At 53.7% G+C, this 14,347-nt stretch carries 12 protein-coding genes; all 12 read left to right on the top strand.

Annotated elements, in window-relative coordinates:
- Window positions 1–46 precede the first annotated feature (46 nt).
- The 12 genes from POTG_RS18200 to ftsH all read left to right on the top strand — a co-directional run bounded on the left by POTG_RS18200 (window position 47) and on the right by ftsH (window position 13,764).
- Entirely contained in the window at window positions 47–958 is a 912-nt protein-coding gene (locus POTG_RS18200; RefSeq protein WP_036646159.1) for an ArsR/SmtB family transcription factor, read from the top strand.
- Between the two features lie 239 nt (window positions 959–1,197).
- Complete coding sequence (locus tag POTG_RS18195; protein ID WP_036646187.1) at window positions 1,198–2,952, top strand: ABC transporter substrate-binding protein; 1,755 nt, start codon at window positions 1,198–1,200, stop codon at window positions 2,950–2,952.
- An 81-nt stretch (window positions 2,953–3,033) separates the two neighbouring features.
- Complete coding sequence (locus tag POTG_RS18190) at window positions 3,034–3,987, top strand: ABC transporter permease (RefSeq protein WP_009226321.1); 954 nt, start codon at window positions 3,034–3,036, stop codon at window positions 3,985–3,987.
- Window positions 3,988–4,004: 17 nt separating this feature from the next.
- Entirely contained in the window at window positions 4,005–4,940 is a 936-nt protein-coding gene (gene opp4C, locus POTG_RS18185; RefSeq protein WP_009226320.1) for an oligopeptide ABC transporter permease, read from the top strand.
- 12 nt (window positions 4,941–4,952) lie between these two features.
- Window positions 4,953–5,936, top strand: coding sequence for an ABC transporter ATP-binding protein (locus POTG_RS18180; protein ID WP_009226319.1), 984 nt, complete (start codon window positions 4,953–4,955; stop codon window positions 5,934–5,936).
- Entirely contained in the window at window positions 5,929–6,894 is a 966-nt protein-coding gene (locus POTG_RS18175; protein ID WP_009226318.1) for an ABC transporter ATP-binding protein, read from the top strand. The genes POTG_RS18180 and POTG_RS18175 overlap by 8 nt, the downstream gene beginning before the upstream one ends.
- Before the next feature lie 44 nt (window positions 6,895–6,938).
- Window positions 6,939–7,421 (top strand): hypothetical protein, encoded by a 483-nt coding sequence (locus POTG_RS18170; RefSeq protein ID WP_442852591.1) that lies wholly within the window; start codon window positions 6,939–6,941, stop codon window positions 7,419–7,421.
- A 151-nt stretch (window positions 7,422–7,572) separates the two neighbouring features.
- The gene (locus POTG_RS18165; RefSeq protein WP_009226316.1) at window positions 7,573–8,316 is read left to right on the top strand and encodes a VWA domain-containing protein; all 744 of its coding nucleotides are present in this window, start codon (window positions 7,573–7,575) and stop codon (window positions 8,314–8,316) included.
- Entirely contained in the window at window positions 8,288–9,241 is a 954-nt protein-coding gene (locus POTG_RS18160) for a serine/threonine protein kinase (protein ID WP_009226315.1), read from the top strand. Before POTG_RS18165 ends, POTG_RS18160 begins: the two co-directional genes overlap by 29 nt.
- 244 nt (window positions 9,242–9,485) lie before the next feature.
- Window positions 9,486–10,943: a tRNA lysidine(34) synthetase TilS gene (gene tilS / locus POTG_RS18155; RefSeq protein ID WP_009226314.1), complete on the top strand. Its 1,458-nt coding sequence runs from the start codon at window positions 9,486–9,488 to the stop codon at window positions 10,941–10,943.
- A gap of 51 nt (window positions 10,944–10,994) precedes the next feature.
- On the top strand, window positions 10,995–11,534 hold the full coding sequence (hpt, locus tag POTG_RS18150; RefSeq protein ID WP_009226313.1) for a hypoxanthine phosphoribosyltransferase: 540 nt from the start codon (window positions 10,995–10,997) through the stop codon (window positions 11,532–11,534).
- A 100-nt stretch (window positions 11,535–11,634) separates the two neighbouring features.
- Window positions 11,635–13,764, top strand: coding sequence for an ATP-dependent zinc metalloprotease FtsH (ftsH, locus tag POTG_RS18145; protein ID WP_009226312.1), 2,130 nt, complete (start codon window positions 11,635–11,637; stop codon window positions 13,762–13,764).
- Window positions 13,765–14,347: the final 583 nt, after the last annotated feature.

Below are 14,347 nucleotides of genomic sequence, written 5' to 3'. Positions count from 1 at the left end.
GGGGGAAAGCGCGTTATAATAGGGGGTGAGAAAGGGGAGTGGAATATTGGATTACCGTGTGGAGGTTACCTTTGAACCCCGGTACGAGCTGCTTAGCAGCCTACATACGATGATATGCCGCAAATCACATAAGAAAATCGACCTGAGCCCGGCATGGGTGAAGGATACGTTAAAACAAATTACGCCGGATTTGAGCTCCCTTCTCAGCGAAATGGAAGTGGACAGCGACTGGAAAACCACGTATTTGCTTGCTTACTTGTGCCCGGACGGGGCGTCGCCTGAGGAGTTTCTGGCGTGGCTGGAGAAGAAGACGCCGGGAGATCTGTATGAGCTGATCGCCGAGTACAGTCAGCAATTTCCGAAGGATATGGGGCAATTCCGCTCCCGTACCTTGACCGTGTTGTCCAGCTGGCATGAGCAATATTTCCGTAAGCTGGAGCCGAAAGTGATCGGCGGGCTGCGTTCCGAAGCTCAGGCGCGTACGGCGGAGCTGGCCAACCAAACCGAGTTGTCGGCGTTTATCGAGGAGACGACGAACGGATTAACGTTTATGCCAAAGGAAGGGCTGGAGAAGCTGGTTCTTGTGCCGCACTATCATTTTCAGCCGATGAATATCATTTATCACTTTGGCCGGATCACGCAGTGTCATTATTCGGCGCGATTCTATCTGGACGACGAAACGGATTTTCCTCCCCATGAATACCGGATGCTCCGGGCGCTCGCCGAGCAGAGCCGACTGAAAATTTTGCGTTATTTGAGCGGCGGTCCCCGAACATTTACGGAGATCGTCCGTCACTTGCAGATTTCCAAGGGGATTACGCATGATCATGTGTCCAAGCTTCGCAGCGGCGGCTTTATCCGTGCCCATATCGATGGGGAAACGATATCCGAATACAGCTTGCGTCCGGAAATGCTGGATGTGATGCACCGGAAATTGGTCGATTATATCGTCAACTAAATCAGTGCCAGCCATGGCAGTCATAAGGATTCCGCACCGTGTGAACGGGGGCGGGGTCTTTTTTTGTGGCATAAATATTAAATTCTCTGAATAAAGAAAAATTATTAAGTTCTCTATTTACAGAACCGCATCCCGATCGTATAATAGGAGCGTTAAAACTCTACTTAACTTATCGGAATTGATGTCTATTGTAAGGTTCCACCTGAAAAAAGACAATTCGGAGGGAGAAAATCATGCAAATGAAGAAAAAACGAGTGACTGCGCTTCTGACCTTATTGTTGTCCGGGGCTTTGGTACTGACGGCCTGCGGCGGGGACGGGGGCAACAATACTGCGCAGGGAGCGGATTCGACATCGGCTCAGGCGGGTAATGGCCAAAGCGAGGCTGGTGCGAACAACGCAGGCGCAGAAGCAGGAGGCGCGCTGCAGTTCATTCCGGCCAGCGATATGTCCAAGCTTCCAGCGATAGCCAAAGAGCGCACCGATACGATTATCGTTGGCTTAACCGACCCGAGCGGCGCGTTTACGCCGTACTTCCAGCAGAGCGGATATGACGGCAATGTATCGTCGCTATTGTTTACGCCGCTGGTAACGGTGGATGACAATGGGCTGCCGACCCCGGGCCTCGCCGAAAGCTGGGAGGTTTCCGATGATCAGCTGACGTATACGTACCATCTGCGTAAGGACTTGAAGTTCAGCGACGGTTCGCCAATGACTGCAGACGATGTGGCCTTTACCTGGACGTTGCTGCATGACAAAGCTTACGACGGGGACTCCCAAATCCCAACGCTGCATATCGTTGGCGGTGAAGCTTATAAGGAAGGGAAGGCGGACAGCATTTCCGGCATTACCGTGAAAGATCCGCAGACCATCTCGGTGACGCTGGAGCAGCCAAATGCGACCGCCCTGGTGCTGCTTGGCGGCGATATCCTGTCCAAAGCTTATTACGGCAAGGACTACAAGTTCGGCCAGCTCGATTACATTAAGAAGCTGCACGAGAAGCCGGTCGGCAACGGCCCTTATATCCTGGAGAAGTTCATTCCGGGGCAAGAGGTGCGTTATGTCGCCAACCCTTACTACTATGCGGGTAAGCCAAAAACCGAGAAGTTTATCTATAAAACCTCTGAAGGTGACACATGGCAGTACCTGGAGACAGGTGAAGTGGACTACGCTTCCTTCAGCGCCACGACCGAGAACATCGATAAGCTGAAAAGCATGGGCTTCGTCAATATTTTGCCGTATACCCCAAGCACTTATGGTTATCTGCAATTAAATCTCGAACATGAAGCTTTGAAGGATAAGAAAGTTAGACAGGCGCTGACGTATGGATTGGATCGTCAAAGCATTTACGTGGAAGCGAACCAAGGCGCAGGGCAAGTCGCCAACATTCCAGCTTCGCCAATTTCCTGGGCTTACACGGAAGAAGGCATCAACCAATATGCCTATGATCCGGACAAAGCCAATCAACTGCTGGACGAAGCCGGTTGGGTGAAAGGGGCAGACGGCATCCGTGAGAAGGACGGTCAGAAGCTGACCATCCATTACCTTGGTTCCAAGAACGCCCAAACCGACGTCTTTATTGCTGTAGCGACGGAGAACTTCGCTGCGATCGGCGTAAACTTCCAGCCGGAGGTGTTCGCGGACTTTAACGCGCTGGTCTCCAAGGTCGAAGGCGGCGACTACGATATGGCTTCCTTCTCTACTCCAATGCTTGCTGACCCGTCCGACGGCGTACTGCAATTCGTGGATGGAGAGATCAAAGGTTATGACAACCCGAAGGTCAAAGAGTTGTATGACAAAGCGCTGAGCACCAGCGACATCGAACAACGTAAAGCCACTTATAAGGAGCTGTTCCAGCTGCTGAACGACGAATTGCCGATTATCTTCACGAACTACAAGAAGACGGTATATGCCTATAACGGCCGCATTCAAAACCTGACGGTCAGTCCGTTTACCGGCCTGTCCTCCAGCTTGCCAAACTGGACGTTGGAATAGAATCTGAATCTTTGAAAAATCAGCCGCTCCCCTCGTGTGCCCTGCATGCGAGGGGATGGCTTGTCTAAGGAGTGCGACGCGATGAGCGCCTATATCACCAAACGATTGATTTATATGGCGGCGATTTTGCTGGCGGCCTCGCTGCTGATCTTTTGCCTTTACGCGCTGACGCCCGGCGACTTCATCAGCGGGAACATCAAGCTGACGCCGGAGCGCAAGGCCGAGCTGCGGGAGATCTACGGCTTGAACAAGCCGGTGCTGGAACGGTACTTCATATGGATGAAGAATGCTTTTCACGGCGACTTTGGCTATTCGTTAGCCCAGCAGAAGCCGGTGCTGGCGTTGTTTAACGACTATATCTGGAACTCGTTCCTGCTGGCGGCGGTATCGACGTTCTTTACCTGGTTTATTGCCGTGATCGTTGGCGTCATCTCGGCTTACAAGCAGTATTCCTGGTTCGATACACTTGTGCTGGTGCTGATCTTTGCTGCGATGTCGCTGCCGTCTTTTTTTATCGGACTATTCCTGATCAAGATTCTCGCGGTCGATTTGAAATGGCTGCCGCCGGGCGGGATGATCACAACGGGGAGCAGTGCCACTGGATTTGCTTACGTAAAAGAGGTTATTCACCATATGACCCTGCCGGTGATCGTAATGACCATTTTGGGCGTCGGTTCGCTGACCCGTTACTTCCGGACCAACATGATCGACGTGATTAAGCAGGATTATATCCGAACGGCTCGCGCCAAAGGGTTGAAGGAAAGCAAGGTGCTGTACCGCCATGCGCTGCGAAACGCGTTGCTTCCGGCGATTACGCTGGTGGGCTTTGAGCTGCCTGCGTTGTTTGGCGGTTCGTTGATCATTGAGAAAATCTTTAACTGGCCGGGGATTGGGCAGTTGTATATGTCCTCTTTTTCTGTTCGGGATTATCCGTTATTGATGGGATTTACGATGCTGATTGCGATCTTGACTGTGATCGGGACGTTGTTATCGGACTTGCTGTACCATATCGCCGACCCGCGTGTCCGGTTGTAATAGGGGGTTAAGCAACCATGAACTCAATTCCAGAACATCTATCGAAGCCGGGCCAAGAGGCTGCCCGTACCGCCGTGTCCAAGAAGCCGTCGCTGTGGCGCCAGTCGCTGCGCCGGCTGCTTCGCAATAAACTGGCCATGTCGGGGCTCGTTGTTGTTGTTTTTATGTTTCTTGCCTGCTTCTTGGGTCCGCTGTTCTCGCCGTATGCGGATAACAAAATTCAGATGTCGATGATGAACAAGCCGCCGAGCTGGCAGCATTGGCTGGGGACCGATAAGCTGGGCCGGGACGTATTAACCCGGGTTCTGCAGGCCGGACGCATTTCGCTGACCGTTGGCTTGGCATCCATGGTGTTGTCCGTCTTCTTGGGCACGCTGCTTGGCGCGATTGCCGGGTATTATCGCGGGATTGTGGACCAAATCATCATGCGGCTTGCCGACTTGCTGTTAACAATTCCTGGTCTACCGCTGCTGTTCATTGCCGGGGCGCTGCTATCGGAGTGGAAGGTGCCGACCGACTACCGCATGTACATCGTGATGATTATGCTCAGTCTGGTGAACTGGCCGGGGCTGGCGCGGATGATCCGCGGGCAGATGCTGAGCCTGCGGGAGCGCGAGTTCATGCAGGCGGCGGAGGTGCTGGGGCTTCGCGACCGGCGCAAGCTGGTCCATCACCTGCTGCCGAATCTCGTGCCGCTGATTATCGTGATTGCCACCCTGAACATCGGCGGGGCGATTCTTAGCGAGTCGGTGCTCAGCTTCTTTGGGCTGGGCGTGATGCCGCCGACGCCGACCTGGGGCAATATGATCGACGCTGCGAACAATTTGATCGACTTCCAGCAGCATCCTTGGCTGTGGATTCCGCCAGGGCTGTCTATTTTTGCCACCGTCATTGCTATCAATTTGTTTGGCGACGGTCTGCGGGACGTGCTGGATCCGAAAATGAACAGGTAGGTGAAGAAGCTTATGTCAACTTTGCTGGAGATAGACCAGCTAAGCACGCATTTTCATACCGAAGAAGGACGTATCAAGGCGGTTGATGAAGTCAGCCTGCGGATCAAGCCGGGGGAAACCGTGTGTATCGTCGGAGAGTCGGGCTGCGGCAAAAGCGTGACGGCGATGTCGATCATGGGGTTGCTGCAAAGCGGACCCGAGGTGGAGATCGGCGGGCGAATCCAATTTGGAGATACCGATCTGTTGTCTTTAGATAAACATCATCTTCGCGCCATTCGCGGGCATGAAATCGCGATGATTTTTCAGGAGCCGATGTCTTCGCTGAACCCGGTGCTGACGATCGGAGAGCAGTTGATCGAGCCGATGGTGCTTCACTTGAAGCTGAGCAAGAAGGAAGCTCGCAAGCGTGCCATAGAATTGATTGAGCAGGTCGGGATCTCCCGGCCGGAGCAGATTATGAAGAGTTACCCGCATGAACTGAGCGGCGGGATGCTGCAGCGGATCATGATCGCTATCGCCATCTCCTGCCGGCCGAAGCTGCTGATCGCGGACGAGCCGACGACGGCGCTCGACGTGACGATTCAAGCGCAAATCCTCGATATGCTGCGGCAAATTAAGGCGGAATCGGACATGTCGATTCTGCTGATCACCCATGATCTTGGCGTCGTCGCGGAAATGGCCGATTACGTGGTCGTGATGTATGCTGGCAAAGTGGTTGAGGAAGGGGAAGTGACCGCGCTGTTCGAATCGCCGAAGCACCCTTACACGCAAGGGTTGTTGAAGTCGAAGCCGGTGCTCGGACAGCGTCAGGATGAGCTGTTTTCCATTCCGGGCCAAGTGCCAAATTTGCTGGAATTGCAGCCTTCTTGTTATTTTCAGGACCGCTGCGCGCACTGCATGGACATTTGCCGCACGAAGGAGCCGGCATTGAAATCGCTTGGAGGCGGCCAGAAAGCCGCTTGCTGGTTGTATGAGGAGGAGAAACGCCATGGGTGAGCCGCTGCTGACAGTACGGCATTTGAAAAAGTATTTTCCGATTAAGACAGGGCTGCTGCAGCGGACAACCGGACAGGTGAAGGCCGTGGACGACATCAGCTTCACCATTCAGCCCGGGGAAACCTTCGGCCTGGTGGGTGAATCGGGCAGCGGGAAGAGTACGGTCGGCCGCAGCATCGTTCGTTTGACAGAGAAGACGGACGGCGACATTCTGTTTAAAGGCACAGATCTTTACTCGCTAGCGGATGAAGAGCTGCGCCGGTTGAGACCGAAGCTGCAGATGATTTTCCAGGACCCCTACGGTTCCTTGAATCCCCGGATTCGGGTTGGCGACGCAATCGGCGAAGCTTTGCTCGACCACGGGTTGCTGCCGAAGGCGGAGATCCGCGACCGGGTGCTGGAGGTGCTGGCTTCCTGCGGGCTGTCCTCCTATCATATCGATCGTTATCCGCACGAGTTCTCCGGCGGGCAACGCCAACGGATCGGAATCGCTCGCGCGCTGATTCTGAACCCCGAACTGATGATTGCCGATGAACCGGTGTCTGCGCTGGACGTATCGATCCAAGCGCAAATCATCAACCTGTTCCGTAAACTGCAGGAGACTCGCGGATTAACGTATTTGTTTATCTCGCATGACTTGAGCGTCGTGGAGCATCTGTGCACGCAGGTTGGGGTGATGTATTTGGGCGGAATGGTTGAAATGGCCTCGCGGGATGAGTTGTTCCGCCATCCGTTGCATCCCTATACTAAGGCGCTTCTGTCTGCCGTGCCGCTGCCAATCCCGCGCATGAAGCGGGAGCGGATTATTTTGAAGGGCGATATTCCGAGTCCGGCGAACCCGCCTTCCGGCTGCAAATTCCATACCAGATGCCCGTTTGCTACGGCAGAGTGCAAGCAGCGGGTGCCGGAATTCCGCGACGTGGGCGGAGGGCATTTTGTGGCGTGCCATTTGGTATAGTTTGAGATAGACTAGTATGAGTTAGTTATATGGGTAGGGAGGTCATGCTTTTGACAGCACCAAAAGCCAGCTTGCCGCAGCTCTATGCGCTGCGATTGGAGATGATTCGGGCGAAGGGCATCCAAGGCGCGGAGCTCGTGGAGCTGCTGGAGCGCAAGGATGCCGCTGAATTGCAGCAGCGAGTTAATCCGGAGCTGCAGTGGGACGGATTTGTGGAATACCTCCAGGAGCATTTGGATGAGGTCAAGCAAGCTCTATCGGAAGGCTACCGGTTTAAGTTCATGACAGTGGGCGGACTGCGGAGCTTGCTGGAGATCAAATTCGGGCTGCGGGCGGAGCAGGATTATGTTTTTGACAACAACCGCTTTGCCGGCGTAAGGCTACATCGGGAAGACTATCAACAACTCAGAGCCCTGGCTCCTGACTATTGGGAGATCCTGATGGATAAGGAGGACCCGGATATGGGGATTCTCGAAATGCGCATTGTGCATAAATATGCAGATAATTCTGGATTCTATCGAACTTAAGGCGACTGTCTTAGGTTCCTTTCTTTTTTATAAGGAAGTGATGGCCTCGGGCCGGGTCTTTCTTCGCGCAGCTGGTTTGAATTCTATCCTAGCTGGAAATGATAGATACGAGAATGTTGAACTCTATCTATTTGAAAGGCGGGATGATGAGATGAAACAGATTATGTTGATTACGGACGGGTGTTCCAATGTCGGGGAAAGTCCGGTGATGGCTGCGGCGCTGGCAAGGCAGGAAGGAATCACCGTAAATGTGGTGGGGATTGTCGATTACGGTACGATTGGCGAGCTGGGGAGTCTGGAGATCGCTGAAATCGCCAAGGCCGGCGGCGGGATGAGCCGGATTGTCGGAACCGAGAACCTGGCTCAGACGATGCAGATGATGACGCGAAAAACGGTCGTCCAGACGATTCAACAGGCGGTTCATAAAGAGATCCGGCAGATCCTAGGCGATCAGACGGTTAGTGACTTGCCGCCAGAGCAGCGCTCGCAGGTCGTCGAGGTGATCGACGAGCTGAGCGAGAACAGCTCGCTGCAGGTGGCGCTTCTCATTGATGCCAGCGCCAGCATGAAGCCGAAGCTCCGGGCCGTGGAGGAAGCGATTCGGGATATGATGTTGAGCTTGAGCTCGCGGAAAGGGGAGAGCCAGCTGGCCGTCTTCCATTTTCCCGGCTCGCACAGCGGAGAGGATGCCGTCCTGGATGTGGAATGGACCAGCGATCTGGGGTCTGCCCGTTCCATCTTCCAACGCCTCGTCATGAGAGGGGCAACGCCAACCGGACCTGCGCTTCTGAAGGTGATGGATTTTATGCGATATGGTACACTGAATGAACATGGTAAGTCTTGGCGTGAGAAGACGGAGGGACAAGATGGAATCCTCGGCGACTACGTCGTCTAAAATTCCCCTGCCGCAGGGAACGCGGATTATCGGACGCTGGAACGGCGGTCGGTATGTGATCCAGCGTTTGCTCGGGCAAGGGGCTAACGGCGTTGTATTCCTGGTGAAACGGGAGAAAAACGGAAAATTATACGCTCTGAAGCTGGGCTTCGATACGCTGGATATTCAATCGGAAATCAATGTGCTGAAAGCGCTGCAGCGTCAAGGCCGGCGGCGGGGTGCGGCGGAACGGGATCTCAATTACCTGGTGGAGGTGGACGACTTCACTTACCAGGGAAGGGAGATTCCTTTCTACGTTATGCGCTATGTGCAAGGGGAGCCGCTGCGCGCCTTTTTGGCCCGGCGGGGGCCGCGCTGGCTGGACGTGGCTGGCCTTCAGCTGCTGCAACAGCTCGGACGGCTGCACCATTCCGGCTGGGTGTTTGGTGACCTTAAGCCGGAGAACGTGCTCGTAGGGGCTTATGGCGAAGTCGAGCTGATCGATTACGGCGGAGTAACAAGTGAAGGGCACAGCGTAAAGCAGTTTACGGAGTGGTACGACCGCGGTTTCTGGGGGGCGGGAAGCCGTACAGCGGATCCCGCGTATGACTGGTTCTCCTTCGCGGTTGTCTGCATTCATTTGCTTGCTGAGAGTGCGTTAAAGAAAGCGGCGACTCAGCTGCCGCAAACGCGCAGCCGCAGCGATCTTATCGCCATCGTCGACGGGTATGAGACGTTGGCGCCGTACCGCGCCTGGTTGAAGCGGGCTCTCCATGGGGAGTTCCGGGATACGGCGGAAGCGTGCCGGTTGTGGAAGGAGATGGTCACCCGCCGTTTCACTCCGCGGCGCCGGACGCGGTCTACGACCCCGGGATGGATCGTCGGGGCGTTTGCGGTATCGCTGACGTTGCTTGCCTGTGCGCTTTATTTGACTTTTAGGTTTTAGGCGGTGGGCTTCCGAAGCTAACGGACACCAGAGACGCTATTCGCTTGCGATTGGACTTCCTCCGATTCTAACGGACTGAGGAGACCTTATTTCGGATAACAGCGGCAATCTGGTCCATTAAAAGGCCACTTAAGGTCACTGGGGTCCGTTAGGTTGGGAAATTGCCGGGAAATGGGCAAATAGAGTCCTTCCAGTCCGTTACGTTTACGAACTCATTTTTGAGGGAAGGGAGAGGGGGTATCCGATGAAAGAAACCACACTGTACCGATTAACGGAGCAGGTTCGCCGTTTTGGCAGGCAGGAACAGTTATGGTTGCCCGGAGATGTTATCGTTGTGGCGGTGTCCGGCGGGGTCGATTCTACGGTGCTGCTGCATATAATGAAGGAAATCGCCGGGGACAAGGCGCTGGGACTCCAACTGATCTGCGCGCACCTGCATCACGGCTTACGCGGCGACGAGGCGGATCGGGATGCGGAATTTGTCCGTGAGCTCGCCGAGCGGCTTGGTATCCCCTTTGAATTGGGGTACGCGGATGTGCGTGCTTATATGAAGGAAACGGGGCAAAGCCTGGAGCTGGCGGCTCGGGAGAAGCGGTACGAATATTTGCATCAGGTGGCCGAGCGTTATGGGGCATCGTCCATCGCGCTTGCCCATCATGCCGATGACCAGGCCGAGACGGTGCTGATGCGGCTGCTGCGGGGCAGCGGGCCCTCCGGATTAGCCGGAATGCGACCCAAACGCCGCGAAAAAAATGTGGAACTTATCCGCCCCTTGCTCCGTATATACAAGACGGATTTGCTCCAGGCGTGCCGCGAATCCGGGCTGGCTTACGTCGAAGACAGCAGCAACCTGGATAAAGAGATGACGCGAAATTCGATTCGGCTGGATGTGTTGCCATTTTTAGGGCAATATAATGGTCAGTTGCCGGAATCGCTGAACCGGTTGGCGGTGCTGACTGCAGCAGAAGACGATTACCTGCATCAGGAAGCGATGAGGTTGTACGCTGAGCTTGTGCGGACGGAGGACGGGATTCTCTCGTTTGAAGCCCCTCTTTTCTCCGGTTTACATGTTGCTTTACAACGGAGGTTGATTAAACTAATATTAAATTATCTGCCTTTAAGTACGGAGGATCGCGATTTTGTCAAGGTCGAGGCAATTCGTCAAGGGACGATTCAAGATCGGCCCACGACGTGGAGCTTAGATCTCGGCGGCGGCGTCAAGTGCGTACGCGAATATGACAGGATACGCTTTATCCCCCCGGCAGTAGAAAGTCGGATTCCTCATTATACATATTTGGTGGAACAATTTCCGGCAGAGGTGCCGATCGAGGGCCTGAGCCAGAGCTTGCGAATCACGCGGTATGGCGCCGGCAGGGAGCTTCACGTTAAGGCAGAAGGAAATAACGAAGCGAAATTTGATGCGGATGAGCTGGTCTATCCGCTTACCGTGCGTTCCCGATTACCGGGAGACGTGATGAAAGTTATGGGATTAAACGGCAGCAAAAAGGTAAAAGATATTTTCATCGATGCGAAAATACCGCCATCCCTCCGCTCCCGCATCCCGATGGTCACGGATGCCGCAGGCCGGATCCTGTGGATTCCCGGCGTTCGCCGTTCCGCAGTTGCTGCGGTGAACCCGCGCACGACCACAGTTGTGCATATGGTTCTAACGCCGCGTCCAGATCCGGGGCGCACACCTTGAGGATTAGCGAAAGATCGGCATTCATAGAATAACGTAGGAGGTTCACTCATTTTGCTAAACGATATCCAGGAAATTTTGATTACGCGGGAACAAATTCAAGAGAAGGTTGCTGAGTTGGGCAAACAGCTGAGTGCGGAATACGAAGGGCGTAACCCGCTCGTGATCTGTATCTTGAAAGGCGCTTTTATTTTTATGGCCGATCTGGTGAAGGAAATTACGGTACCGATCGAGCTCGACTTTATGGCTGTCTCCAGTTATGGAGCGGGAACCCGTTCTTCCGGGGAAGTGAAGATCATCAAGGATTTGGATACCTCCGTGGAAGGCCGCGATATCTTGATCGTGGAGGACATTATCGATAGCGGGCTGACGCTCAGCTATTTGATTGATGTGCTTGAACGGCGCAAGGTCAAATCGGTTAAAATCGTTACGCTGTTTGACAAACCGGCGCGGCGTACGGTGGATTTGCAAGCGGACCTGTCAGGGTTCGTTCTTCCGGACGCTTTCGTTGTCGGATACGGTCTGGATTATGCCGAGAAATACCGTAACCTCCCATTCATCGGAGTTCTGAAGCCGGAGATTTACACCAGTTGATTTCGTCGTCCGCTTGGACGAAGGACCACCCTTGCCGGAATTTTGAAATGGCGAGATTGGCTATGGTAAAATAACTTAAGGTCTTGAGAGGAGGTAGGGGATGAATCGGTTCATCCGGAATTCTGGTTTTTATTTAATACTTTTCTTAGTCGTGGTGGGCATCGTCCAATTCCTCAATGGCGGACAAGAAGCAACCGTCACCCCTAAGTATTCGGACTTACGTCAGGAACTGAAGGATAATAATGTTGCTGATCTAACCGTTAAATTTGACGGTTACGCTTATCTGGTAACCGGTAAGTATAAGGAAGCTGTCGGAAACGACAAGACGAAGAATTTCTCTTTGTATGTGCCTTTTGACGAGAATGTCGTTAAAGAGATCATCGCATACAGCGAACAGAACGGTTTTAGTTTAGAATGGAAGAAGATGCAGGGCGAAAGCATCTGGCTCACCTTCCTAACTTCGATCGTTCCGCTTGCGATCATGTTCATTCTGTTCTTCTTCTTGTTTAATCAAGCGCAGGGCGGCGGCGGCAAAGTGATGAACTTCGGCAAGAGCCGGGCGCGCCTCTATAATGAAGAGAAGAAGAAAGTTACGTTTGAGGATGTCGCAGGTGCCGATGAAGAGAAGCAGGAGCTTGTCGAAGTCGTTGAGTTTCTGAAAGATCCGCGGAAGTTCTCGGCCGTGGGGGCAAGAATTCCGAAAGGCGTTCTGCTTGTAGGCCCTCCGGGTACCGGTAAAACCTTGCTTGCCCGCGCTGTTGCCGGTGAAGCAGGGGTTCCGTTCTTCAGCATTTCCGGTTCTGACTTCGTGGAAATGTTCGTTGGGGTCGGCGCTTCCCGCGTGCGGGATTTGTTCGAGAACGCGAAGAAGAATGCGCCTTGTATCATCTTTATCGACGAAATTGACGCCGTAGGTCGTCAGCGGGGCGCTGGACTTGGCGGCGGTCATGATGAACGCGAACAAACGCTTAACCAATTGCTCGTAGAAATGGACGGCTTCAGCGGCAACGAGGGCATTATCATCATCGCTGCGACGAACCGTGCAGATATTCTGGACCCAGCCTTGCTGCGTCCGGGACGTTTTGACCGTCAAATCACGGTGGACCGTCCGGATGTGAAGGGCCGCGAAGCGGTCTTGAAAGTGCATGCGCGCAACAAGCCGCTGACTAAAGACGTCAAGTTGGACGTGATCGCGAAGCGTACGACGGGCTTTACCGGCGCTGACCTGGAGAACCTGCTGAACGAAGCGGCCCTCCTGGCAGCACGGCGGAACCGCAAAGATATTTCCATGACGGAAGTAGACGAAGCGATCGACCGCGTTATTGTCGGTACTGAGAAACGCAGCCGCGTTATCAGCGACCGCGAGAAGCGCATCGTGGCTTACCACGAAGCGGGCCATACGATTGTGGGTTACTTCTTGGAGCATGCCGACATGGTGCACAAGGTAACGATCATTCCACGCGGCCGCGCCGGCGGGTATGTCATTATGTTACCGAAGGAAGACCGTATGCTGGCCACGAAGAACGAGCTGCTGGATCGGGTAACCGGTCTGCTTGGCGGCCGCGTATCCGAGGAGCTGTTTATCGGCGAGATCGGAACCGGCGCATACAGCGACTTCCAGCAAGCGACCAACATCGTGCGCAGCATGATCATTGAATACGGGATGAGCGAGAAGCTCGGTCCGATGCAGTTCGGCACATCGCAAGGCCAAGTGTTCCTGGGCCGCGATATCGGGCACGAGCAGAACTACAGTGATCAAATCGCTTACGAGATCGATCAGGAAATGCAGCGGTTCATCAACGAATGTTATGAACGTTGTAAGCAGCTGCTGACCGAGCACGCCAAGGAAGTTCACCTCATTGCGGAAACGCTGCTTGAAGTGGAAACCTTGGAGCTCGAGCAAATCAAGTCGCTGATCGAAACCGGTACGCTGGACGGCTTGAAGAAAGACGGCCAAGATGGCGGCAGCGGTTCCTCCGAGCCGGGTGAGCCGTCGATCGACAGCGTGGGTGACGTTCGCGTTCGCATTCAAGGCAAAACCGAGGATTCGGCGCCTGCTGCTCCGGTCGGGGATATCCCAAATGACGTTCCGGGCGGCACCGCCAGCGATCGGACGAACGATCCGGTTGTTGACGCACCGCAAGGTACCGTCAGCGATACGCCTGGTCAAGCCGATTCGGCGGACGAAGGCAAGGATCCAAACAATGGTGGCAGCACGCCAACCGTGTAACCATACCAGCAAAGACCTAATCCGGGAAACCTCAAGTTTCCCGGATTTTTTTAGATATCAGAAAGTATAAACTTCGGGGGATCGGCATCCTGATATCGCAAGAAAAACTTCCGCTAAACGCGGTCTGGCTACATTGAATGTACGTCGATAGACGTTTTTCTTACGTTCAGATGTATGCGAAAAATCGAATACAGTTTGGCGGATCTGGTGATTTTAACGGAATCTATATGAAATTTCGTATATATTTGCACCATAAGCTGAGGTATACCTAAATTCTGTATGAAAAACCGAATAGAATCCGGGAATATTGGCGTAAGCCGTATTTTGTATGCGAAAAATCGAATACATTGATGGGGACGAGAAATCAAAGGTCTTTTTCTTAAAATTTTAGTTATTCCTGAACGCGCGTATCCCCTCGGTAATCCTTATTTTTCCTGCATTATCAAAGGCTATTGGGGCTATACGCACCCGGACGGCGCATTGACAGTGCCTTTCACCTTGTGTAAATTAGTTGGTAAACACCGTGTGAAATTTAATACGTTCTTGCCGTTTCACGCAGGATTGTCATACAACGCAGCAAGAA

It is taken from the genome of Paenibacillus sp. oral taxon 786 str. D14, from assembly GCF_000159955.1.
In the GTDB taxonomy this organism is placed as follows: domain Bacteria; phylum Bacillota; class Bacilli; order Paenibacillales; family Paenibacillaceae; genus Fontibacillus; species Fontibacillus phoenicis.
Note: the sequence above shows the minus strand (reverse complement) of the source record. Positions and strands in the feature narration are given on the sequence as shown.